The sequence below is a fragment of the Micrococcus sp. ACRRV genome (assembly GCF_022346985.1).
GTDB lineage: Bacteria > Actinomycetota > Actinomycetes > Actinomycetales > Micrococcaceae > Micrococcus > Micrococcus porci.
The window spans coordinates 13,167-35,728 of sequence record NZ_JAKRNH010000012.1; the positions used below are offsets into that span (position 1 = coordinate 13,167).

The following is a 22,562-nucleotide window of genomic DNA, read 5'->3' on the forward strand; positions in this document are numbered from 1 at the left end:
CGGGCCAGCGTAGCGGGACCCCCGCGCGGTAGCGTGCCGGCATGAGCACCGAGCCTGCCGTCACCGGACGCGAGACCGCGGGGTTCACCTGGGACCCCGCCCAGTACGAGGGCTTCGCCGAGCACCGCGCCCGTCCGTTCCACGACCTCGTGGCGCGGGTCGAGGCGGAGGCGCCGCGCGTCGTCGTGGACCTGGGCTGCGGGCCGGGCACCCTGACCCGGACGCTGGCCGAGCGCTGGCCGGCGGCCGAGGTGATCGGCCTGGACGACTCCCCGGCCATGCTGGAGCGGGCCCGGGAGGGTGCGGCGGACGCGGACCTGCCGAACCTGCGGTTCGACCGGGTGGACGCCTCCCAGTGGCGACCGGGTCCGGAGGTGGACGTGATCGTCTCCAACGCCATGCTCCAGTGGATCCCCACGCACCGCCGCCTGATCCGCCGCTGGCTGGGTGACCTGCACCCGGGCGCCTGGTTCGGCGCGCAGCTCCCGCGGCCGTACCAGCAGGCCTCGCACGCCACCATCGTCGCCCTGGCCGACGAGCCCGTGTTCTCCGAGGCGCTGCACGGCGTGGAGACCACCCGCACGGTCGCCCCGCCCGAGGAGTACACGCGCCTGTTCCTCGAGGCCGGCTGGACCCCCAGCGTGTGGGAGACGGAGTACCAGCAGGTGCTCACCGGCCCCGATCCGGTGCTGCGCTGGACCTCGGGCGCGGCCCTGCGCCCGTCCCTGCAGGCCCTGGCCGCGTGGGACGCCGAGGAGGGCGCGGCCGAGGGCGCCGGGCTGCTCGAGCTCTTCGTCGCGCGCTACCGGCAGGCCATGCGCGAGGCCTATCCGCCCGTGCCCGGGGTCTCCGACGCCGACGGCGGCCCGCTCACCGTGTTCCCGGTGCGCCGCATGTTCCTCGTGGGGCGCAAGCCGGGGGAGTGAGTCACCAGCCGCGCTCGCGCCACTCCTGCAGGTGGGGGCGCTCGGCGCCGAGGGTGGTGGAGGCCCCGTGGCCGGGGTGCACGACGACGTCGTCGTCGAAGGCGGCGAAGACCCGGTCCTCGACGTCCCGGATCAGGGAGGCGAACCGCTCGGCGTCACCCTGGGTGTTGCCCACCCCGCCGGGGAAGAGGGAGTCGCCCGTGAACAGGACGGCCGGCTCGTCCGCCTCGGGCCGGTAGGCCAGCGCGACCGAGCCGGGGGTGTGGCCGCGCAGGGCGATCACCTCGAGCTCGATGCCCTCCGCGCCGGTGCGCGACCCGTGGGCCAGACGCACGTCCGGCGTCACGCCCGTCTCCGCGGCGATCGCGTCCGCGTCGTCCTCGCCCGCCGCGGTCCGCGCCCCGGTGACCGTGGCGAGCGCGGGGAGCGCGCGCACGTGGTCCCAGTGTCGGTGCGTGGTGACGATCAGCTCCAGACGCAGCTCGCACGGGGTGTCCGCGGCGGCGGAGGCCAGCAGGTCGCGCAGGGTCTCCGGCTCGGCCGCGGCGTCGATCAGCACCTGTGCGCCGGTGGTCTTCGACGTGAGGACGTACGCGTTGTTGTCCATCTCGGAGACGGACACGGCGCGCACGGTCACGGCGGGCAGATCGTGCAGGAGTCGGGGCTCGGCGGTGGCGGGCATGCCGCCCAGTCTAGGTCTCGCACAGCCCGGCTCCGCCAGCGGCGGAAGGGTCCGGCTCCGCCGGTGTCGTGTCCGGGCCCCGCCTAGACTGGGGCGGTGCCGAAGAACTCCTCCTCCGCCGCAGCCCCCGCCCGTCCCGACGCCGCCGCCCGCGGCGGCCTCGCCTCCGGCCCGGCCCGGGGCTCGGCGCAGCACGAGCGGATCGTCGTCAAGGGCGCCCGCGAACACAACCTGAAGAACGTCGACGTCTCGATCCCGCGCGACTCCATGGTGGTGTTCACCGGCCTGTCCGGCTCGGGCAAGTCCTCCCTGGCGTTCGACACGATCTTCGCCGAGGGCCAGCGCCGCTACGTGGAGTCGCTCTCCTCCTACGCTCGCATGTTCCTCGGCCGCGTGGACAAGCCGGACGTGGACTTCATCGAGGGCCTCTCGCCGGCGGTGTCCATCGACCAGAAGTCCACCAACCGCAACCCGCGCTCCACGGTGGGCACCATCACGGAGATCTACGACTACATGCGCCTGCTCTGGGCGCGCGTCGGCGTGGCCCACTGCCCGGTCTGCGGCGAGGTCGTGTCCAAGCAGACCCCGCAGCAGATCGTGGACCAGCTCGAGCAGCTGCCCGAGCGCACCCGTTTCCAGGTGCTCGCCCCGGTGGTGCGCGGGCGCAAGGGCGAGTTCGTGGACCTCTTCTCCTCCCTCTCGACGCAGGGCTACGCCCGCGCGCTCGTGGACGGGGAGCTGATCCAGCTCTCCGACCCGCCCGCCCTCAAGAAGCAGAACAAGCACACCATCGCCGTGGTCGTGGACCGCCTGGCCGTGAAGGAGGGCATCCGCCAGCGGCTGACCGACTCCGTGGAGACCGCCCTGAAGCTCGCCGACGGCCTGGTCGCCGTCGAGTTCGTGGACGTGGACGTCGTCGCGCAGACCGGGAAGAAGAACCAGGGCGACCTCGCGGGCGAGGACGCCGAGGGAAACCCCCGGTTCCGGACCTTCTCCGAGAAGCTGTCCTGCCCCCATGGCCACCCGCAGACCGTGGACGAGATCGAGCCCCGCTCCTTCTCCTTCAACAACCCGTTCGGCGCGTGCCCGGAGTGCACCGGCATCGGCTCCCGCCTCCAGGTGGACCCGGACCTCGTGGTCCCCAACGACGAGCTCTCCCTCAACGAGGGCGCCATCCTGCCGTGGTCACTGGGCAAGTCCACCTCCGACTACTGGCTGCGCGTGCTCGGCGGCCTGGCCAAGGAGATGAAGTTCTCCCTGGACACCCCGTTCAAGGACCTCACCGCCCAGCAGCGGGACGCCGTCCTCAACGGCAAGGACTTCAAGGTCGAGGTCTCCTTCCGCAACCGGTTCGGGCGGGAGCGCCGCTACACCACCGGCTTCGAGGGCGTCCTGCCCTACGTCATGCGCAAGCATGGGGAGACCGAGTCGGACAACGCCCGCGAGCGCTATGAGTCCTTCATGCGGCAGATCCCGTGCCCGGCCTGCCACGGGGCCCGCCTGAACCCCACCGTGCTCAACGTGCGGGTGGGCGGGCTGTCCATCGCGGACGCCACGCGGCTGCCGCTGCGCGAGTCCCTGGCGTTCCTCGACGGTCTGCAGCTCACCGAGCGGGAGCTCGCGATCGCCGACCAGGTGGTCCGGGAGATCCGCGCCCGCCTCGAGTTCCTCCTGGACGTGGGCCTGGACTACCTGAACCTCGAGCGCAACGCCGGCACGCTCTCCGGCGGCGAGGCCCAGCGCATCCGCCTGGCCACGCAGATCGGTGCCGGACTCGTCGGCGTGCTGTACGTCCTGGACGAGCCCTCGATCGGCCTCCACCAGCGGGACAACCGCCGCCTCATCGACACCCTCATCCGCCTGCGAGACCTCGGCAACACCCTGATCGTGGTGGAGCACGACGAGGACACGATCGCCGAGGCCGACTGGATCGTGGACATCGGCCCGCGGGCCGGCGAGCACGGCGGCGAGGTCGTCCACTCCGGCTCCCTGGACGAGCTCAAGGCCAACACCCGCTCCGTCACCGGCGACTACCTCGCCGGGCGCCGCAAGATCGAGGTGCCTGCCGCGCGTCGTCCCGTGGACCCGAAGCGCAGGCTCACGGTCAAGGGCGCCACGGAGAACAACCTCAAGGACGTCACCGTGGACATCCCCCTGGGCGTGTTCACCGCCGTCACGGGCGTGTCCGGCTCCGGCAAGTCCACGCTGATCAATGAGATCCTCTACAAGGTCCTCGCCGACAAGCTCAACGGCGCCAAGATGGTCCCCGGCCGCCACCGCTCCGTCGCGGGCCTGGAGCACCTGGACAAGGTGGTCCACGTGGACCAGAGCCCCATCGGCCGCACCCCGCGGTCCAACCCGGCCACCTACACGGGCGTGTTCGACCAGATCCGCAAGCTCTTCGCGGAGACCCCCGAGGCGAAGGTCCGCGGCTACCAGCAGGGCCGCTTCTCCTTCAACATCAAGGGTGGCCGCTGCGAGGCGTGCGCGGGCGACGGCACCCTGAAGATCGAGATGAACTTCCTGCCGGACGTCTACGTCCCGTGCGAGGTCTGCCACGGCGCCCGCTACAACCGGGAGACCCTCGAGGTCACCTACAGGGGGAAGAACATCGCCGAGGTGCTCGACATGCCGATCGAGGAGGCCGCCGAGTTCTTCGGCGCCTACACGCGCATCTCCCGCTACCTCGACACGCTCGTGGACGTCGGCCTGGGCTACGTCCGGCTCGGCCAGCCGGCCACCACCCTGTCCGGAGGCGAGGCGCAGCGGGTCAAGCTCGCCGCGGAGCTGCAGAAGCGCTCCACCGGGCGGACCGTGTACGTCCTCGACGAGCCCACCACCGGCCTGCACTTCGAGGACATCCGCAAGCTCCTCCAGGTGCTGCAGACCCTGGTGGACAAGGGCAACACGGTGCTGACCATCGAGCACAACCTGGACGTCGTCAAGTGCGCCGACCACGTGATCGACCTCGGACCGGAGGGCGGCTCCGGCGGCGGGACGGTCGTCGCCACCGGCACCCCCGAGGAGGTGGCCGCCGTGCCCGAGAGCCACACCGGCCGCTTCCTCGCGGAGCTCCTGGGCTAACCTCGAGCGCACCGGCGCGACGCCGCCCCCATCCGACCCGACGAGAGGACGCACGCCCATGGCCACCTCCGAGCAGCTCCGCCGCGCCGTCGCCGGAGCGATCCGGCTGTCCTGCCGCCCGCACGTCCGCGGCCTCGAGCACGTCCCGCCGGAGGGGCCGTTCATCGTCGCCTCCAACCACCTGAGCTTCGTGGACTCCGTGATCCTCCAGGCGTTCTGCCCCCGGCCGGTGGGCTTCTTCGCCAAGGCGGAGTACTTCGAGGCGCCCGGCCTCCGAGGCCGGGCCCAGCGCCGGTTCTTCGAGGCGGTCGGCTCCATCCCGGTGCGCCGGGGCGAGCAGGCGGCCTCGGTGGCCGCCCTGGAGGACCTGGTGGCGCTGCTCGACGGCGGGCACGGCGTCGGGATCTACCCGGAGGGCACCCGCAGCCGCGACGGCCGCCTGTACCGCGGGCGCACCGGGGCGGCGTGGCTGGCCCTCACCACCGGCGCGCCGGTGGTCCCGGTCGGGCTGCGCGGCACGGAGCGGCTCCAGCCGCCGGGGACCAACGGCTTCCGGCCGCACCGGTTCACCGTGGAGATGGGCGAGCCCCTGGACTTCGGCCATCCGGGCCGCCGCCACTCCCTGCCTCAGCGCCGGGAGGCCACCGCCACGATCATGGCAGCGATCGCCGCCCTCTCCGGCCAGGAGCGCGTGGACGAGTACAACGCCGCGCCCGCCGCCCGTGGCTGACCCGCGCACCTACCGCCCCGCCCCGGGGGAGATCTCGACGTCCCCCGGCGTCTACCGGTTCCGGGACCCGGACGGGCGCGTCATCTACGTCGGCAAGGCGAAGAACCTGCGGGCGCGACTGAGCTCCTACTTCCAGGACCCGGCGCGCCTGGCCACCAAGACGCGCACCATGGTGTTCACGGCGTCCGCGGTCGAGTGGACCGTGGTCGCCTCGGAGCTCGAGGCCCTCCAGCTCGAGTACACGTGGATCAAGGAGTACCGGCCCCGGTTCAACATCATGTACCGGGACGACAAGTCCTACCCGTACCTGGCCGTCACCATGAACGAGCGGTTCCCGCGGGTGCAGGTCATGCGCGGGGACAAGCGCCCGGGCGTGAAGTACTTCGGCCCCTTCCACCCGGCCAAGGCCATCCGCGAGACAGTGGACCTCATGCTGCGGGTGTTCCCCGTGCGCACCTGCTCGGCCGGGGTGTTCAAGCGGGCCCAGGCCCAGGACCGCCCGTGCCTGCTGGGGTACATCGGCAAGTGCTCGGCGCCGTGCGTCGGGCGGATCTCCCCGGACGAGCACCGGGCGCTCGCCCAGGACTTCTGCGACTTCATGGCGGGCGACGCGGACCGGTTCGTCCGCGAACTCGAGAAGGCGATGGCCGGGGCGGTGGAGGAGCTGCGCTTCGAAGACGCCGCCCGCCTGCGCGACGACATCGCCGCCCTGCGCCGCGTGTTCGAGCGCAACGCGGTGGTGCTGGCCGAGTCCACGGAGGCGGACGTGTTCGCCCTCCACTCGGACGAGCTCGAGACCGCCGTCCAGGTGTTCCACGTGCGGCAGGGCCGCATCCGTGGCCAGCGCGGCTGGATCATGGAGCGCGTCGAGGACGTGGGGGAGGACGAGGCCGTCGCCGAGCTGCTCACCCAGGTCTACGGCGACGTGCCGGACACGGAGCGCATCCCGCACGAGGTGCTGGTGCCGGTCCTGCCGGCGGGCGCCGAGCAGGTCACGGAGTGGCTCTCCGGGCTGCGCGGGGCCCGCGTCCAGGTGCGGGTGCCCCAGCGCGGGCCCAAGGCCGACCTCATGGGGACCGTCCGGGAGAACGCCGAGATGGCCCTCAAGCTGCACAAGACGCGCCGCTCGGGCGACCTCACCACGCGCTCGGCCGCCCTGCGGGAGCTGCAGGACGCCCTGGAGATCGACGAGCCGCTGCTGCGCATCGAGTGCTACGACATCTCGCACTCGCAGGGCACCAACGTCGTCGGCTCGATGGTGGTGATGGAGGACGGCCTCCCCAAGAAGAAGGACTACCGCCGATTCAACGTGACGGGCGAGGCCGCGCGGGACGACACCGCCTCGCTGCGCGACGTCCTGCGGCGGCGCTTCGCGCGCATGGCCGAGGATCGCCGGGAGGGCGGGGTGCTCACCGGCCAGATCGACGCGGAGGAGGCCGAGGGGGAGCGGCGCCGGTTCGCCTACCCGCCCTCGCTCGTCGTCGTCGACGGCGGCCCGCCGCAGGTCGCCGCGGCCGCCGAGGTCCTCGCCGAGCTGGGCCTGGACGACCTGCCCGTGGTGGGGCTGGCGAAGCGTCTCGAGGAGGTCTGGCTCCCGGGGGACGAGTTCCCCGTGGTCCTGCCGCGCACCTCCGAGGGGCTGTTCCTGCTGCAGCGCATCCGCGACGAGTCGCACCGGTTCGCCATCGCCGGCCACCGCTCCCGCCGCACCAAGGCGATGACGGCCTCCGCCCTCGACGACGTCCCCGGTCTCGGCCCGACGCGGCGCCGGGCCCTGCTGACGCACTTCGGCTCCGTGGAGCGGATGCGGCAGGCCGGGCCCGCCGGCCTGACCGAGGTCGCGGGCATCGGACCCGCCCTCGCCGAGGCCGTCCACGCGGCCCTGACGGCGTCCGACGGCGGCGATACAGTGGCCCCATGAGCGCCGACGAGCACCTGCAGCCCGACAAGCCCCCCTCCTCCGAGGTCCTCGTCATCACCGGCATGTCCGGGGCCGGCCGCACGACGGCCGCCCACGCCCTCCAGGACCACGGCTGGTACGTGGTGGAGAACATGCCGCCGCAGCTCCTCGGAACCCTGTCGGACCTCGTGGCCCGCTCGCCCGAGGCGTTCCCGCGGCTGGCCATCGTGGTGGACGTGCGCTCGCGCTCCTACTTCAACGAGCTGCGCACGGCGCTCCAGCAGCTGGAGAGCACCGGCGTGGAGTTCCGCACCGTCTTCCTCGAGGCGTCCGACGAGGTGCTGGTGCGCCGGTTCGAGGCCGGGCGCCGGCCGCATCCGCTCCAGGGCAACGCCCGGCTGCTCGACGGCATCCAGGCCGAGCGGGAGATCCTCTCCGAGCTCAAGGAGCGCGCGGACATCGTCGTGGACACCTCGGCGCTGAACGTCCACGGTCTCGCCACGGAGGTCACCCAGCTGTTCTCCGAGGACGGCCCCGTGACCGTCCGGCTGAACGTGATGAGCTTCGGCTTCAAGTACGGGCTGCCCTCGGACGCGAACTTCGTGGCGGACATGCGGTTCGTCGCCAACCCGCACTGGGTGCCCGAGCTGCGCTCGAAGACCGGCCTGGACCCGGAGGTGTCGGGGTTCGTCCTCGGCCAGCCGGGGGTGCAGGAGTTCCTGTCGAACTACCTCGCCGCGCTCGGCCCCGTCGTCGAGGGCTACCGCCGGGAGAACAAGCACTACGCGACCCTCGCCGTCGGGTGCACCGGGGGCAAGCACCGCTCCGTGGCCGTCGCGGAGGAGCTGGCGCGACGGGTGGCCCAGTGGCCCCGCGTGAGCGTGCACGTCGACCATCGGGACGTGGGCCGGGAATGACGGGCCCCGTGACCGGACCGTCCACGTCCTCACTGCCGCTGCCCCCGGCGGCCGCCCGCGGGGCGTGGGCCACGACCTCGGGCACGGTGCGCCCGCAGGTGCGCGTCACCGCCCTCGGCGGCGGGCACGGCCTCTCGGCCTCCCTGGCCGCGCTGCGCCTCGTCGCCGGCCACCTGACGGCCGTCGTGACGGTCGCCGACGACGGCGGCTCCTCGGGCACGATCCGCCGCGAGATGGCCGTGCTGCCGCCCGGAGACCTGCGCATGGCCCTGGCCGCGCTCTGCGACGACACCGACTGGGGCCGCACCTGGGCCCAGGTGATGCAGCACCGCTTCCGCTCCACGGAGGTCCCGGAGGCGGAGGCGACGCTCGACGGCCACGCCCTGGGCAACCTGCTGATCGTGGCCCTCTGGGAGCTCATCGGCGACCCCGTGGACGGCCTGCGCTGGGCGGGCGCCCTGCTCCGTGCCCACGGTGAGGTCCTGCCGGTCTCGCGGGTGCCGCTGACCATCGGCGGGGACCTCCTCGCCGAGGACGACGCCGGTCGCCTGGTGCGGCGGCACGTGGAGGGCCAGGTGGCGCTCGCCCAGGCCGCGCACGACGGCCGCGTCGTCGACGTGCGGCTGTCCCCGGCCGACGCGCCCGCCACCCCGGAGGCCCTGGCGGCCATCGAGCTGGCCGACTGGGTGGTGATCGGTCCCGGCTCCCTGTACACGTCGGTCCTGCCGCACCTGCTCATGCCCGAGGTCCGCGGGGCGCTCGAGGTCACCACGGCGCGCCGGATCTTCGTGCTGAACATCGACACGGGCACGCAGGAGACCACGGGCATGACGCACGCGGACCATCTGAAGGTCCTGCGCGAGCACGCCCCGGGCCTGCAGCTGGACGTGGTGATCGCGGACGCGGACGCCGTGGCGGACCGGGCCGCCGTGGTCCAGGAGGCCCGTCGCCTCGGCGCCCGGGTGGCGTTCAGTAGAGTGGCCCATGCCGCGAACCGGCTCGCCCACGACCCCCTGCGGCTCGCCGTGGCCATCGACGAGGCCATGAGCTCGTGACGGGCCGCGGGGCGGCGACGCCCCCGCGCCCGGGGCCGTCCACGGGGCGGCACCGCACACACCGCACGCATCGAAGGAGACGCCCGTGGCGCTGACCATGACCCTCAAGGAGGAGCTCGCCCGCGTGCCCGTCGGGGCGGTCCCGGAGCGGCGGGCCGAGACGGCCACGATGCTCCGTTTCGCCGGCGGGCTCCACCTCGTCTCCGGGCGCGTGGTGATCGAGGCCGAGCTCGACCACGGGGCGAGCGCCCGACGGCTGCGGGCGGCCATCACGGAGCTGTACGGCCACGCCACCGAGATCGTGGTCATCTCGGGAGGCAACCTGCGCCGCGGCCAGCGCTACGTGATCCGCGTCGTCCGCGGCGGCGAGGACCTGGCCCGCCAGACCGGCCTGCTCGACCTGCGCGGCCGCCCCGTCCGCGGCCTGCCCCCCGCCCTCGTGCAGGGGTCGGCGGCGGACACCGCCGCCGTCTGGCGCGGGGCGCTGCTGGCCCACGGCTCCCTGACGGAGCCGGGGCGCTCCTCGTGCCTGGAGGTCACGACGCCGGGCCCCGAGGCCGCACTCGCCCTCGTGGGCGCCGCGCGGCGGCTCGGCGTGGCCGCCAAGGCGCGCGAGGTGCGCCAGGCGGACCGCGTGGTCGTCCGCGACGGAGAGGCGATCGCCGCGCTGCTGACCGCGGTGGGAGCGGACCAGACCGCGGCGCTGTGGCAGGAGCGTCGCGAGCGCAAGGAGGTGCGCGCCACGGCCAACCGCCTGGCCAACTTCGACGACGCCAACCTCCGCCGGTCCGCCCAGGCCGCCGTCGCCGCGGGGGCACGCGTCGAGCGAGCCCTCGAGATCCTGGGCGACGACGTCCCGGACCACCTCGGCTACGCCGGGCGCCTGCGTCTCGAGCACAAGCAGGCCTCCCTCGACGAGCTGGGGCGCCTGGCGGACCCGCCCATGACCAAGGACGCGGTCGCCGGGCGGATCCGCCGCCTGCTGTCGATGGCGGACAAGCGGGCGGCCGCCGAGGGCATCCCCGGCACGGCGGTCGACGGCGCCTGACTGCTCGGCCGGGGGAGGGGCGGCCGGGGATGGCGCCCGCGCCGCGCCCGTGTCCACAATGGGGGCGAGGAATACGGCCCACCGCGGCCGGGTTCCCCTGGACACCGGCCTCCGCGCACAGGACGGAGGCCCCCTGAATGAAGGAGGAAGCATGACGGAATTCGTCCTGCCCGAGCTCGACTACGACTACGCGGCGCTGGAGCCGCACATCTCCGCGAAGATCATGGAGCTGCACCACTCCAAGCACCACGCGACCTACGTCAAGGGCGCCAACACCGCCCTCGAGAAGCTCGCCGCGGCCCGCGAGGCCGAGGACTTCGCCTCCGTGAACCAGCTCTCCGAGGACCTGGCGTTCAACCTGGGCGGCCACACCAACCACTCCATCTTCTGGAAGAACCTCTCCCCGGAGGGCGGCGACAAGCCCACCGGCGAGCTGGCCGCCGCCATCGACGAGTTCTTCGGCTCGTTCGACAAGTTCCAGGCGCACTTCACCGCCGCCGCCCTCGGCATCCAGGGCTCCGGCTGGGCCGTGCTGGCCTACGAGCCCATCGGCGGCAACCTGGTCATCGAGCAGTTCTACGACCAGCAGAATGGCGTGCCCGTGGCCACCATCCCGCTGTTCCAGCTGGACATGTGGGAGCACGCCTTCTACCTCGACTACCAGAACGTCAAGGCGGACTACGTCAAGGCGATCTGGAACATCGTGAACTGGGCCGACGTGCAGCAGCGCTTCGAGGCCGCCCGCAACGGCGCCTCCGGCCTGATCCTCCCGGCCTGATCCCTCGGTCGCCCCGACCCGGGGCGGGACGTGACCCGTCCCGCCCCTGGTCCTCTCTGGACGACGACGACACCATCGGACGACCCCACACCGAGTGAAGGGAACCACCATGACCAAGATCGCCATCAACGGATACGGCCGCATCGGCCGCAACGCCGTGCGCGTGCTCCTCGAACAGGGCCACGACGACCTCGAGCTGGTCGCGGTGAACGACCTCGCCGCCACCGAGGACCTCTTCTGGCTGACCAAGTACGACACGATCCTGGGCCGCTTCCCCGGCGAGCTGGAGCTGACCGACAAGGGCTTCAGCATCAACGGCAAGGACGTCGCCTTCTTCGCCGAGACCGACCCGGCGAACCTCCCCTGGGGTGAGCTCGGCGTCGACATCGTGGTGGAGTGCACCGGTCGCTTCACCACCGGTCCCGCCGCCAAGGCCCACCTGGACGCCGGCGCCAAGAAGGTGCTGCTGTCCGCCCCGGGCAAGGAGGTCGACGGCACCTTCGTGATGGGCGTCAACGAGGGCGACTACGACTCCTCGACGATGCACATCGTCTCCAACGCGTCCTGCACCACCAACTGCCTGGCCCCGATGGTCAAGGTGCTGAACGACGAGTTCGGCATCGTGGACGGCATCATGACCACGATCCACGCGTACACCGGCGACCAGAACCTGCACGACAACGTGCACAAGAAGGACCGCCGCCGCGCCCGCGCCGCCGCCCAGAACATGGTCCCCACCTCCACCGGCGCCGCCAAGGCCATCGGCGAGGTCATCCCCGAGCTCAAGGGCAAGCTGGACGGCTTCGCCATGCGCGTGCCCACCATCACCGGCTCCGCCACCGACCTCACCGTGGAGCTGACGCGCCACGTCGAGGCCGAGGAGGTCAACGAGGCCTTCCGCAGGGCCGCCGAGTCCGGCCCGCTGGTCGGCCGCCTGGTGTACTCCACGGACCCGATCGTCTCCTCCGACATCGTGACGGCCCCCGCGGCGTGCACCTTCGACGCCCCGCTCACCAAGTCCATCGGCCAGACCGTCAAGGTCATCGGCTGGTACGACAACGAGTACGGCTACACCTGCCAGCTCATGGACATGGCGTCCCACATGGCGTCCAAGCTCTGAGCGTCGACGCTCAGCCCTGACGGCCCGGCCCGGTGGACCTCCACCGGACCGGGCCGTCTGCCTAGACTGGGTCCATCCGTGACCGACACCAGGAGGCACCCATGACCGCCCAGACCCTGACCGACCTGCTCGAGGCCGGCGTCGCCGGACGCACCGTCCTCATCCGGTCGGACCTGAACGTCCCGCTGGACGGGCAGACCGTCACCGACGGCGGCCGCATCCGTGCCTCGGCCCCGGCCATCAAGGACCTGGCCGATGCCGGCGCCCGCGTCGTCGTCATGGCGCACCTGGGCCGCCCCCAGGGCGAGCCGGATCCCCAGTACTCGCTGGCCCCCGTCGCCCGCCGCCTCGGCGAGGTCCTCGGCGCCGACGTGCAGCTCGCCTCCGACGTCACCGGCGAGGACGCCCGCGCCAAGGCCGCCGCGCTCCAGGACGGCCAGGTGCTCCTGGTGGAGAACGTCCGCTTCGACGCGCGTGAGACCTCCAAGGACGCGGCCGAGCGCGGAGAGCTGGCCCGCGAGATGGCCGACCTTGCCGGCGAGGACGGCGCCTACGTGGGCGACGCCTTCGGCGCCGTGCACCGCGCCCACGCCTCCGTGGCGGACATCGCCGGGCTGCTCCCGGCGTATCAGGGCCCGCTGGTGGCCGCCGAGCTGCAGGTGCTGACCCGCCTCACCGAGTCCCCGGAGCGCCCCTACGTGGTCGTGCTCGGCGGCTCCAAGGTGTCGGACAAGCTGGCCGTCATCGACAACCTGATGGAGAAGGCGGACACGCTGCTGATCGGCGGCGGCATGCTCTTCACCTTCCTCAAGGCGCAGGGCCATGAGGTGGGGGCGTCGCTCCTGGAGGAGGACCAGCTGGAGACCGTCCGCGGCTACCTCGAGCGCTCCGGCAAGGACGGCGCGGCGGAGATCGTGCTCCCCACGGACATCGTCATGGCGTCCGCGTTCGCCAAGGACGCCGAGCACGAGGTCCTGCCCGTGGACGCGCTCACCACCGGCGCCCACGGTGCGGACGCCCTCGGCCTCGACATCGGCCCCGGCTCGGCCGCCGCGTTCGGCGAGCGCATCCGAGGCGCCAGGACCGTGTTCTGGAACGGCCCGATGGGCGTGTTCGAGTTCCCGGCGTTCGCCGAGGGCACCCGCGCCGTGGCGCAGGCCCTCACCGAGGCCACGCAGGCCGGCGGGCTGTCCGTGGTGGGCGGCGGCGACTCCGCCGCGGCCGTGCGCTCCCTGGGCTTCACCGACGAGCAGTTCGGCCACATCTCCACCGGCGGCGGCGCTTCCCTCGAGTACCTCGAGGGCAAGGAGCTGCCGGGTGTGAGCGCCCTCTCCGGGACGGACGCGTGAGCGTGGTCCAGCCGGTGCGCGTCCCGCTCATCGCGGGCAACTGGAAGATGAACCTGGACCACCAGGAGGCCGTCACCCTGGTGCAGCGCCTCGGCTGGCTCCTCGGCGACGCCGACCATGAGCAGGGGAACGTGGAGGCCGCCGTGTTCCCGCCCTTCACCGACCTGCGCTCAGTGCAGACCCTCGTGGCCGCGGACCGGATCGGCGTCGCCTACGGCGCGCAGGACGTGTCCGCGGAGGACTCGGGCGCGTTCACGGGCGAGGTGTCCGGGGCCTTCCTCGCGAAGCTCGGCTGCGCCTACGCGATCGTCGGTCACTCCGAACGGCGGACCCTGCACCACGAGGACGACGCCCTCGTGGCCCGCAAGGCCGCGGCCGCGCTGCGGCACGGGCTCGTGCCCGTGGTGTGCGTCGGGGAGGGCCTGGACGTGCGACAGGCCGGCCGGCACGTGGAGCACACCGTGGCCCAGCTGCGCGGCTCCCTGGACGGGCTGTCCTCCGAGGACGTGGCCCGGGTCGTCGTCGCCTACGAGCCCGTGTGGGCCATCGGCACCGGCGAGGTGGCCAGCGCCGCCGACGCCCAGGAGATGTGTGCCGCGCTGCGCGCGGACCTGGCGGAGCGGCACGGAGCGGAGGTCGCCGAGCGCGTCCGCGTGCTCTACGGCGGCTCCGTGAAGTCCTCGTCCGCGCCCGAGCTGCTGGCCCAGCCGGACGTGGACGGCGCCCTGGTGGGCGGGGCCAGCCTCGATGCGGACGAGTTTGCTAGGATCATCCGGTCCGACGCCGCGCACTGACGCGGCCGCGGCGCGCCCGTCGGGCGGCCCCGGGGACATGACAGGGAAGGCTTCATGGACATCCTGACGCTGCTGCTCCAGATCGCGGTCGTGGCGCTGAGCGTGGTCATCATCATGCTCGTGCTGCTGCACAAGGGCCGCGGAGGCGGCGTGTCCGACATGTTCGGCGGCGGCGTCACCACCTCCATGAGCTCCTCCGGGTCCGCCCAGCGCCTGCTGACCCGCGTCACGGTGTCCGCCACGGTCCTCTGGGGCCTGGCCATCGTGGCCCTCGCGCTCATCGCGCGGTTCTCCGTCGAGTCTTGACCCGCTCGGTCCTCCCGGGCGAACGACGCGGCCCCGCACCGGTATCCGGTGCGGGGCCGCGTCGCGTCCAGGGGACCGCTCAGCGGTCGGAGGCGTCCACGGGGGCGAGGTCCGTGCGGGGCAGCCCGACGCGCAGGACGTCGCCGTAGACCTCGTCCGGGTCGAGCCGGCGCAGCTCCTCGGCGAGGCAGTCCTGGTCGGAGCGGCGGGGCAGGGAGATCCGCTGCACGGGGCGGCCCTGCTGGTAGAGGCGGGCCACCTCGGACTGCGAGCGGGACAGGACCACGTCCCCCTCCGGGCCGCGCAGGCGTACGGCGCGGATCCCGTGGCCGGCCTTGGAGTGGGCGATCGTCACCGGCCGGTCCAGGCCCCAGGTGAGCCAGGCCGCCAGCAGCAGCGTGCTGGGGGAGTCGGGGGCGCCGTCGACCGTGACGGAGCGCACGTCGGCGAGGTCCAGGTTGTCGAGGATCGCCGCCACCTGGCTGCGCCAGAGGGTCAGGCGCGTCCAGGCCAGGTCGGTGTCGCCGTCGTGCAGCCCCGCCGCCAGCCGCTGCAGGGTCTCCTTCGCGTCCCGGCAGGTGGCGGAGTCGGTGATGCGCCGGTGCGCCAGGCGTCCCAGCGCGGTCGTGGCGGGCTCCGCCGGGGGCTCGCCCGGCCACCACACCACGATGGGCGCGTCCGGCAGCAGGAGGCCGGAGACGAGGGGCTCGTCCGCCACAGCGTCCTCCCCCTGGCACCACAGGACCACGACGTCGGAGGCCCCTGCGTCGCCGCCGACGCGGATCTCCGCGTCCAGCCGGGTGGGAGCGAGCCGGTCGCCCAGGGCGAGCACCACGATCCGGCAGGGATGCTCCAGGGACGCCGCGTTGGCGGCCCCGAGGGCCGCCTCGATGCCGGCGTCGTCCGTGACGATGACCAGCGTGAGGACCCGGCCCAGGGCGGACACGCCGGCGGACTCGCGCAGCGCGGTGAGCCGCTTGGCGACCTGCGACGTCGTGGTGTCGTGCATGCGGATCTTCACGGTCGCCTCCAGGTTCGTCCGTCACGGGCCATCAGGGCGTCCGCGGACGGCGGCCCCCAGGTGCCCGGCGCGTAGGGCTCGGGCTGGGTGCCCAGGGACGCCCAGTGCTCCTCGAACGGGTCGACGATGGCCCAGGACAGCTCGACCTCCTCCTGCCGCGGGAACAGCGGCGGCTCGCCGAGCAGGACGTCGAGGATGAGCCGCTCGTAGGCCTCGGGGGAGTCCTCCGTGAACGCGTGGCCGTAGCCGAAGTCCATGGTCACGTCGCGCACCTCGTGCTGGGTTCCCGGCACCTTCGAGGCGAAGCGGATGGTCACGCCCTCGTCGGGCTGCACGCGGATCACGATCACGTTCTGCCCGAACTCGTCGCCGGGGTGCACCGGGAAGAGCAGGTGGGGCGGGGACTTGAACACCACGGCGATCTCCGTGACGCGGCGGCCCAGCCGCTTGCCCGCGCGCAGGTAGAACGGGACGCCCTGCCAGCGCCGGGTGCCGATGTCCACCTTGAGGGCCGCGAACGTCTCCGTGACGGAGGCGGGGTTGAACCCCTCCTCGTCGAGGAACCCCGTGACCTGCTCGCCGCCCTGCCAGCCGCTCGTGTACTGCCCGCGCGCGGACGCCGCCTCGAGGCCCTCCGGCGTGCAGGGCACGCGGACGGCCGCCAGGACCTTCTCCTTCTCGGCGCGCAGGTGGGCGGCGTCGAAGGAGATCGGTTCCTCCATGGCGGTCAGGGCGAGCAGCTGCAGCAGGTGGTTCTGGATGACGTCGCGGGCCGCGCCCACGCCGTCGTAGTAGCCGGCGCGGCCGCCGATGCCGATGTCCTCGGCCATGGTGATCTGCACGTGGTCCACGTGCTCCGCGGACCAGAGCGGCTCGAAGATCCGGTTGGCGAACCGGAACGCGAGGATGTTCTGGACGGTCTCCTTGCCCAGGTAGTGGTCGATGCGGAAGACCGCGTCCGGTGGGAACACCCGCTCGATCACGGCGTTCAGCTCGTGGGCCGAGGCGAGGTCGTGCCCGAACGGCTTCTCGATGACCACGCGGCGCCAGGGCCCGTCCGCGGGCTGGGATCGGTCCGCGAGCCCCTGGTCGGCCAGGTGGCGGGACACGTCCTCGAACCAGTCCGGCGGGATCGAGAGGTAGAACGCGGTGTTGCCGCCCGTGCCGCGGGAGGACTCCAGCTCGGTCAGGACCTCGTCGAGCCGCGCGTAGGCGTCGGCGTCGCCGAAGGCCCCCGAGACGAACCGGAGCCCGCCCCGGAACTGGTCCCACACGGTCTCGTTGAACGCCGTGCGGGAGCCCGCCTCGACGGCGGCGCGCACGTAGTCGGCGAACTCCGCCTCGGACCAGTCGCGGCGGCCGAAGCCCACCAGGGAGAACGACGGCGGCAGCAGGCCGCGGTGGGCCAGGTCGTACATCGCGGGGAGCAGCTTCTTGCGGGCCAGGTCGCCCGTGACGCCGAACAGCACGAGGGCGGAGGGGCCCGCGATCCGCGTCAGACGGCGGTCCCGTGGGTCGCGCAGGGGGTTGCGGCGGGCCGGCCCGCCGGGCTCAGGCCTCACGGGCCGCCGTCCGGAGCGCGGCGATGCCGGCGGAGCGGTCGCGCAGACGCAGGGTGACCACCGGACGGCCCAGGCGGCGGAGCACGTCGGCGTCGCCCGCGGCCTGGGCGGCGATCAACCGGCCCAGCGTGAACGGGCGGCCGGGGACCTCGACGTCGAGGGCGGCGTCGCCCGTGACTTGCAGATACACCCCGTTGCGCGGGCCGCCCTTGTGGTACTGGCCCGTCGAGTGCAGGAAGCGGGGGCCCCAGCCGAAGGTGGCCGGGCGGCCCAGCGCGGACGCCAGGTCCGCACGGATCCCCGCGAGGTCCACGTCCGCGTGACGGTCGAGGTACGCGTGGACGGCCAGGTAGCCGTCCTCGGGCACGAGCTCGCGCACGGCCGCGAGGACGCCCCGCAGGTCGTCCGCCGACGTCACCGACTCCGGGCCGGAGACCTCCACGCCGTGGATCACCGTGCCCGGCTCGGCCTCCTCGGCGGGGGAGTCCAGGAGCTCGCGGGCCGCGGCCTTGGCCGCCTCCACGTCCGGCTGGTCGAAGGGGTTGATGCCGAGCAGCCGGCCGGCCACGGCCGTGGCGGCCTCCCACGTCAGCAGGAGGGCGCCGAGCGACCCGTGCAGGCGCACGCCGTCCCCGCCGGCCGGGCTCTCCTCCGACTCCGAGACCAGCGTGACCTTCAGCAGGTCCGGCGCCTCCCAGGCGGTCTCCGGGTCGCCCGGGCGGACGACGACGGGCAGCAGGCCGGTGCCGTCCTTGCCCGTCGACTCGGCGATCAGCTGCTCGACCCAGTCGCCGAACCCGTCGATGCCGGAGCCGAGGTCCTGGATGACGAGCTTGTCCCGCAGGGGCTCGGTGCCGCCGATCGCGGCGCCGAGCTGCAGGGCCGGGTTGTCGGCGTCGTCGGCGGTGACCAGGTCGAGGACGTCCTCGGCCTCGTCGAGGAGGGACTCGACGTCGACGCCGGCCAGGGCCGCCGGCACCAGGCCGAAGGCGGTGAGGGCCGAGTAGCGGCCGCCCACCGTGGGGTCGGCGGTGAACACGGCGCGGTAGCCCGCCTCCACCGACGCCTCCTCCAGCGGGGAGCCCGGGTCGGTGACGACGACGATCCGGCTCGCGGGGTCGATGTCCTCCGCGGCGAGGGCCGCCTCGACGATCCGGCGCTGGGAGTCGGTCTCCACGGTGGAGCCGGACTTGGACGAGACCACCAGGACGGTGCGTTCGAGGTCGTGGTCCAGGACCGCGGCCACCTGCTGCGGGTCGGTGGAGTCGAGGACCTCGAGCTCCGCGCCCGCCGTCGCGGCGATGACCTCGGGGGCGAGGGAGGAGCCCCCCATGCCGGCCAGCACGACGCGGGTCAGGCCCTGGCCGCGGAGCTCCTCCGCCAGGGCGGCGGCCTCCGCGGCCACCGTGCGGGACTCCTCGAAGAGGGAGATCCAGCCCAGGCGCTTGGCGGCCTCGTCGCGGGCGTCCGGGCCCCAGAGGTCGGCGTCCTCCGCGGCGAGGCGGGAGGCGAAGCGCTCGGCGACGAGCGCGGGCACGTGGCGGTCGACTGCGTCGAGCGCGGCGCCGGTGGCGGTCAGGCCGAAGGTGCTCATGGGAGGTCCTTTCAGGCGGAGGGGCGGCTCAGCGGTGGGCGGCGAGGCCGGCGCGGACGGAGGCGAGCAGCTCGTCCCAGGCGGCCTCGAACTTCTGCAGGCCCTCGGTCTCCAGGCGGTCGACGAGCTCGGTGTAGGAGATGCCGAGCTCACCGATCGCGTCGAGGTCGGCGTCGGCCTGGGCATAGCCGCCGACCACCGGCTCGGCGGTCAGCTCGCCGTGGTCCGCGTACGCCTCGAGGGTCTTCTCCGGCATGGTGTTCACGGTGTCGGGGGCGACCAGGGCGGTGACGTAGAGGGTGTCCGCCAGGGCCGGGTCCTTGACGCCGGTGGACGCCCACAGGGGGCGCTGCACGGGCGCGCCGGCGGCCTCGAGGAGGCTCCAGCGTTCGGTGTCCTTCATCTGCTCGAACGCACGGTACGCCAGGCGGGCGTTGGCCAGGCCGGCGCGGCCGGTCAGCTCGCCGGCCTCCGGGCGGCCCTGCTCGGCGAGGGCACGCAGCTGCGCGTCGACGTCCGTGTCCACGCGGGAGACGAAGAAGGACGCCACGGAGTGGATGCGGGAGACGTCGTGGCCGTTCGCCCGGGCCAGCTCGAGCCCGGACAGCCAGGCGTTGAGCACCTCGCGGTAGCGGGGGAGGGAGAAGATCAGGGTGACGTTCACGCTGATCCCGGCGCCGAGCACCTCGGTGATGGCGGGCAGGCCCTCCACCGTGGCGGGGATCTTCACCATGAGGTTCGGTCGGTCGACGAGCGCGACGAGCTCTCGGGCCTGCGCCACGGTGCCCGCGGTGTCCCGGGCGAGACGCGGGTCCACCTCGATGGAGACGTAGCCGTCTCGGCCCCCGGTCTCCTGGTGGACGGGCGCCAGCAGGTCGCAGGCCCGCCGCACGTCCGTGGTGGTCAGGGCGGTCACGGCGGCGTCCACGTCGGCACCGGCGGCGGCGAGCTCCGCCAGCTGGGCCTCGTAGGCGCCCGCGTCCTTCAGGGCGGCCGCGAAGATCGAGGGGTTGGTGGTCACGCCCGTGACGTTCCGGGTGGCGATCAGCCGCTCGAGGCTGCCCTCGTCCAGGCGGGTGCGGGAGAGGTCGTCGAGCCAGAGGGAGACGCCGGCCGCGGCGAGCGCGGCGGTGGCGGGGGTGGTCTCGGTGGTCATCGTGCAGTCCTTCCTTGGCGGGTCTCGGCGGGCGTCAGAGCAGGCCGCGGGCGGTGTCCGCGACGTTCTCCGGGGAGAAGCCGTACTTCTTGAGGAGGTGGGGGCCGTCGGCGGACTCGCCGTAGTGCTCCAGGCTCACGCGGGCGCCGCGCGAGGACTGCGTCACGGTCAGCTCGTGCCACGGCATGGCGATGCCCGCCTCGACGGACACGCGCACCGGGGTCCCCGGGCCGTCGGGCAGGACCTCGGCGCGGTAGGCCTCGTCCTGCTCGGCGAACCACTCGAGGCAGGGGGCGGACACCACGCGGGTGGGGACGCCCTCGGCCTGCAGCAGCTCGCGGGCGCCGACGGCCACGGAGACCTCCGAGCCGGTGGCGATCAGCACCACGCGGGCCGGGGCGGCCGCGCCGGAGGCGTCCGCCCCGTCCACGAGGACGTAGGCGCCCCGGGCGACGCCGTCGGCCGGGGCGAAGCCCTCCGTTCCGCGAGGCAGGACGGGGACGTTCTGGCGGGTGAGCACCAGTCCGGCCGGGCGGTCGCGGTGCTGGAGGATCGTCCGCCAAGCCCAGGCGGTCTCGTTCGCGTCCGCGGGGCGGACGACGTCGAGGCCCGGGATGGCGCGCAGCGCGGCGAGGTGCTCGACCGGCTGGTGGGTGGGGCCGTCCTCGCCGAGGCCCACGGAGTCGTGGGTCCACACGTACACGGCCGGGGTGCCCATGAGGGCGGCCAGGCGGACGGCGCCGCGCATGTAGTCGGAGAACGTGAGGAACGTGCCCATGTAGGCGCGGGTGAGGCCGCCGATGGTGATGCCGTTGACGATCGCGCCGGCCGCGAACTCGCGGATGCCGAAGTGCAGGGTGCGGCCGAACGGGTCGCCCTGCCAGGCGGCGGTGGAGCGGTGCGCCGGGATGAACGAGGGCTCGCCCTCCATGGTGGTGTTGTTGGAGCCGGCCAGGTCGGCGGAGCCGCCCCACAGCTCGGGCATCACGGGGGCGAGCGCGGTGAGCACCTTGCCCGAGGCGGCGCGGGTGGCCACGCCCTTCTCGTCCGCGTCCCAGGAGGGGAACGCGTCCTCGAAGCCCGCGGGCAGCTCCCGGGAGGCCAGGCGGTCGTAGAGGCGGGCGTTCTCCGGGTGGGCCTCACGCCAGGCCGCGAACGCGGCCTCCCAGGTCTCGCGGTACGCGGCGGAGCGCTCGGAGATGGAGCGGGCGTGGGCCAGCACCTCGGGGTCCACGTCGAAGCTCTTCTGCGGGTCGAAGCCCAGGGCCTCCTTGAGCCCGACGACCTCGTCCCCACCGAGCTTGGAGCCGTGGATGCCGCCGGTGTTCTGCTTGGTGGGGGAGGGCCAGCCGATCACGGTGCGCAGCTTGATGAGCGACGGGCGACCGGTCTCCGCCTTGGCGGCGACGAGCGCCTCGTAGAGGTCCTGCACGCCCTCCGTGTACTCGGTGACCTCGTGGCCCTGGGCCCCGTTGCTCCAGTCCACCTCCTGCACGTGCCAGCCGTAGGCCTCGTAGCGCTTCGCCACGTCCTCGGTGAACGAGATGTCGGTGTCGTCCTCGATGGAGATGCGGTTCGCGTCGTAGACCACCACGAGGTTGCCGAGCTCCTGGTGGCCGGCCAGCGAGGACGCCTCGGAGGAGACGCCCTCCTGGATGTCGCCGTCGGAGGCCAGCACGAACACATGGTGGTCGAAGGGCGAGGTGCCCGGGGCGGCGTCGGGGTCCATGAGACCGCGGAGGCGGCGCTGCTCGTAGGCGAAGCCCACGGCCATGGCGAGGCCCTGGCCGAGCGGGCCGGTGGTGACCTCCACGCCGTGGGTGTGGCCGTACTCCGGGTGGCCGGGGGTCAGCGAGCCCTCCGTGCGCAGGGCCGCGATGTCCTCGAGCTCGAGCCCGGCGCCGGCCGCGAACAGCTGGAGGTACTGGATGAGCGAGGCGTGGCCGGCGGACAGGATGAACCGGTCGCGGCCCTCCCAGCGGTCGTCCGAGGGGTCCAGGTGCATCACGTTCTGGTAGAGCTGCCAGGCCACGGGGGACAGGGAGATGGCCGTGCCGGGATGGCCGTGGCCGGCCTTCTCCACCGCGTCGGCCGCGAGGACCTTGAGGGTGTCGACCATGCGACGATCCTGCTCGTCGTAGACGAAGTCGCGGGCCGGGAGGGTCCGGTCGAGTGCGGTGGAGGCGGTGTCGGTCACGGGGCTGCTCCTCGTTCGTCGGGCGTGGACGGATCTGCGCGGATCCCGTCCTCTGGAGGTGGGCGCGGGCCGCGTCCCGGCCAGCCTAGACCGCGCGGGCCCCACAGGCCCGGCCCGCGACGCGCTCCCGCGGTCGGCGCGCGCGGACGGGTAGGATGGAGGGAAGGTCTGCCCGCCCCCGGCCCTGCGTCCGTACCCACAACGCGCGGCCGCGCGGGGCGCCGCGCAGCCGGTCCCGTCCCCGTCGTCGTGAGAGCCAGATGTCATCCTCCGTGGAGTCCACCTCCCCCGCCACCGCCGCCCCCGGCGCGGCGGCGAGCCAGTTGGCGCCGAAGCCCAGGAC

The 22,562-nt window shown here is 73.4% G+C and carries 18 protein-coding genes; 12 read left to right on the forward strand and 6 right to left on the reverse strand.

Annotated features, from left to right (window positions below; translation table 11 throughout):
* Positions 1 to 41: 41 nt before the first annotated feature.
* The gene (locus tag MHY29_RS02430) at positions 42 to 926 is read left to right on the forward strand and encodes a methyltransferase domain-containing protein (RefSeq protein WP_239238115.1); all 885 of its coding nucleotides are present in this window, start codon (positions 42 to 44) and stop codon (positions 924 to 926) included.
* 1 nt (position 927) lies between these two features.
* On the opposite strand, the gene MHY29_RS02435 is transcribed toward MHY29_RS02430, so the two are convergent.
* On the reverse strand, positions 928 to 1,608 hold the full coding sequence (locus tag MHY29_RS02435) for an MBL fold metallo-hydrolase (RefSeq protein WP_224354925.1): 681 nt from the start codon (positions 1,606 to 1,608) through the stop codon (positions 928 to 930).
* 96 nt (positions 1,609 to 1,704) lie between these two features.
* On the opposite strand from MHY29_RS02435, the gene uvrA reads away from it, so the two are divergent.
* The 11 genes from uvrA (at position 1,705) to secG (ending at position 14,689) form a co-directional block, all read left to right on the forward strand.
* Positions 1,705 to 4,692, forward strand: a complete 2,988-nt coding sequence (uvrA, locus tag MHY29_RS02440) for an excinuclease ABC subunit UvrA (protein WP_239238116.1) — start codon at positions 1,705 to 1,707, stop codon at positions 4,690 to 4,692.
* Between the two features lie 58 nt (positions 4,693 to 4,750).
* Positions 4,751 to 5,422: a 1-acyl-sn-glycerol-3-phosphate acyltransferase gene (locus MHY29_RS02445; protein WP_239238117.1), complete on the forward strand. Its 672-nt coding sequence runs from the start codon at positions 4,751 to 4,753 to the stop codon at positions 5,420 to 5,422.
* A complete protein-coding gene (gene uvrC / locus MHY29_RS02450; protein WP_224354922.1) occupies positions 5,415 to 7,343 on the forward strand; it encodes an excinuclease ABC subunit UvrC in 1,929 nt (642 codons plus the stop codon). The genes MHY29_RS02445 and uvrC overlap by 8 nt, the downstream gene beginning before the upstream one ends.
* The gene (gene rapZ / locus MHY29_RS02455) at positions 7,340 to 8,239 is read left to right on the forward strand and encodes an RNase adapter RapZ (RefSeq protein WP_224354921.1); all 900 of its coding nucleotides are present in this window, start codon (positions 7,340 to 7,342) and stop codon (positions 8,237 to 8,239) included. Before uvrC ends, rapZ begins: the two co-directional genes overlap by 4 nt.
* 8 nt (positions 8,240 to 8,247) lie before the next feature.
* The gene (gene yvcK / locus MHY29_RS02460) at positions 8,248 to 9,294 is read left to right on the forward strand and encodes a uridine diphosphate-N-acetylglucosamine-binding protein YvcK (protein WP_224354920.1); all 1,047 of its coding nucleotides are present in this window, start codon (positions 8,248 to 8,250) and stop codon (positions 9,292 to 9,294) included.
* An 85-nt stretch (positions 9,295 to 9,379) separates the two neighbouring features.
* Positions 9,380 to 10,342, forward strand: a complete 963-nt coding sequence (gene whiA / locus MHY29_RS02465; RefSeq protein ID WP_224354919.1) for a DNA-binding protein WhiA — start codon at positions 9,380 to 9,382, stop codon at positions 10,340 to 10,342.
* A gap of 151 nt (positions 10,343 to 10,493) precedes the next feature.
* On the forward strand, positions 10,494 to 11,120 hold the full coding sequence (locus tag MHY29_RS02470; RefSeq protein WP_239238118.1) for a superoxide dismutase: 627 nt from the start codon (positions 10,494 to 10,496) through the stop codon (positions 11,118 to 11,120).
* A gap of 109 nt (positions 11,121 to 11,229) precedes the next feature.
* Positions 11,230 to 12,240 carry a type I glyceraldehyde-3-phosphate dehydrogenase gene (gene gap / locus MHY29_RS02475; RefSeq protein ID WP_224354917.1) on the forward strand — a complete coding sequence of 337 codons (1,011 nt, stop codon included), beginning with the start codon at positions 11,230 to 11,232 and terminating at the stop codon, positions 12,238 to 12,240.
* A gap of 101 nt (positions 12,241 to 12,341) precedes the next feature.
* Complete coding sequence (gene pgk / locus MHY29_RS02480; protein WP_239238119.1) at positions 12,342 to 13,589, forward strand: phosphoglycerate kinase; 1,248 nt, start codon at positions 12,342 to 12,344, stop codon at positions 13,587 to 13,589.
* Entirely contained in the window at positions 13,586 to 14,383 is a 798-nt protein-coding gene (gene tpiA, locus MHY29_RS02485; RefSeq protein ID WP_370643424.1) for a triose-phosphate isomerase, read from the forward strand. Before pgk ends, tpiA begins: the two co-directional genes overlap by 4 nt.
* Positions 14,384 to 14,437: 54 nt before the next feature.
* Positions 14,438 to 14,689 carry a preprotein translocase subunit SecG gene (gene secG, locus MHY29_RS02490; protein ID WP_224354914.1) on the forward strand — a complete coding sequence of 84 codons (252 nt, stop codon included), beginning with the start codon at positions 14,438 to 14,440 and terminating at the stop codon, positions 14,687 to 14,689.
* Between the two features lie 79 nt (positions 14,690 to 14,768).
* Here secG and MHY29_RS02495 read toward each other — a convergent pair whose 3' ends face one another.
* From MHY29_RS02495 to tkt, 5 genes are read right to left on the reverse strand one after another with little or no spacing between them, the layout of a single operon-like run.
* Entirely contained in the window at positions 14,769 to 15,710 is a 942-nt protein-coding gene (locus tag MHY29_RS02495; RefSeq protein ID WP_239238120.1) for a glucose-6-phosphate dehydrogenase assembly protein OpcA, read from the reverse strand.
* Entirely contained in the window at positions 15,707 to 17,272 is a 1,566-nt protein-coding gene (zwf, locus tag MHY29_RS02500; protein WP_224354912.1) for a glucose-6-phosphate dehydrogenase, read from the reverse strand. Before zwf ends, MHY29_RS02495 begins: the two co-directional genes overlap by 4 nt.
* On the reverse strand, positions 17,262 to 18,866 hold the full coding sequence (locus MHY29_RS02505; protein WP_239238121.1) for a glucose-6-phosphate isomerase: 1,605 nt from the start codon (positions 18,864 to 18,866) through the stop codon (positions 17,262 to 17,264). Before MHY29_RS02505 ends, zwf begins: the two co-directional genes overlap by 11 nt.
* Positions 18,867 to 18,894: 28 nt before the next feature.
* Entirely contained in the window at positions 18,895 to 20,022 is a 1,128-nt protein-coding gene (gene tal, locus MHY29_RS02510; protein WP_239238122.1) for a transaldolase, read from the reverse strand.
* Positions 20,023 to 20,056: 34 nt separating this feature from the next.
* A complete protein-coding gene (gene tkt / locus MHY29_RS02515; RefSeq protein ID WP_370643425.1) occupies positions 20,057 to 22,219 on the reverse strand; it encodes a transketolase in 2,163 nt (720 codons plus the stop codon).
* Positions 22,220 to 22,562 lie beyond the last annotated feature (343 nt).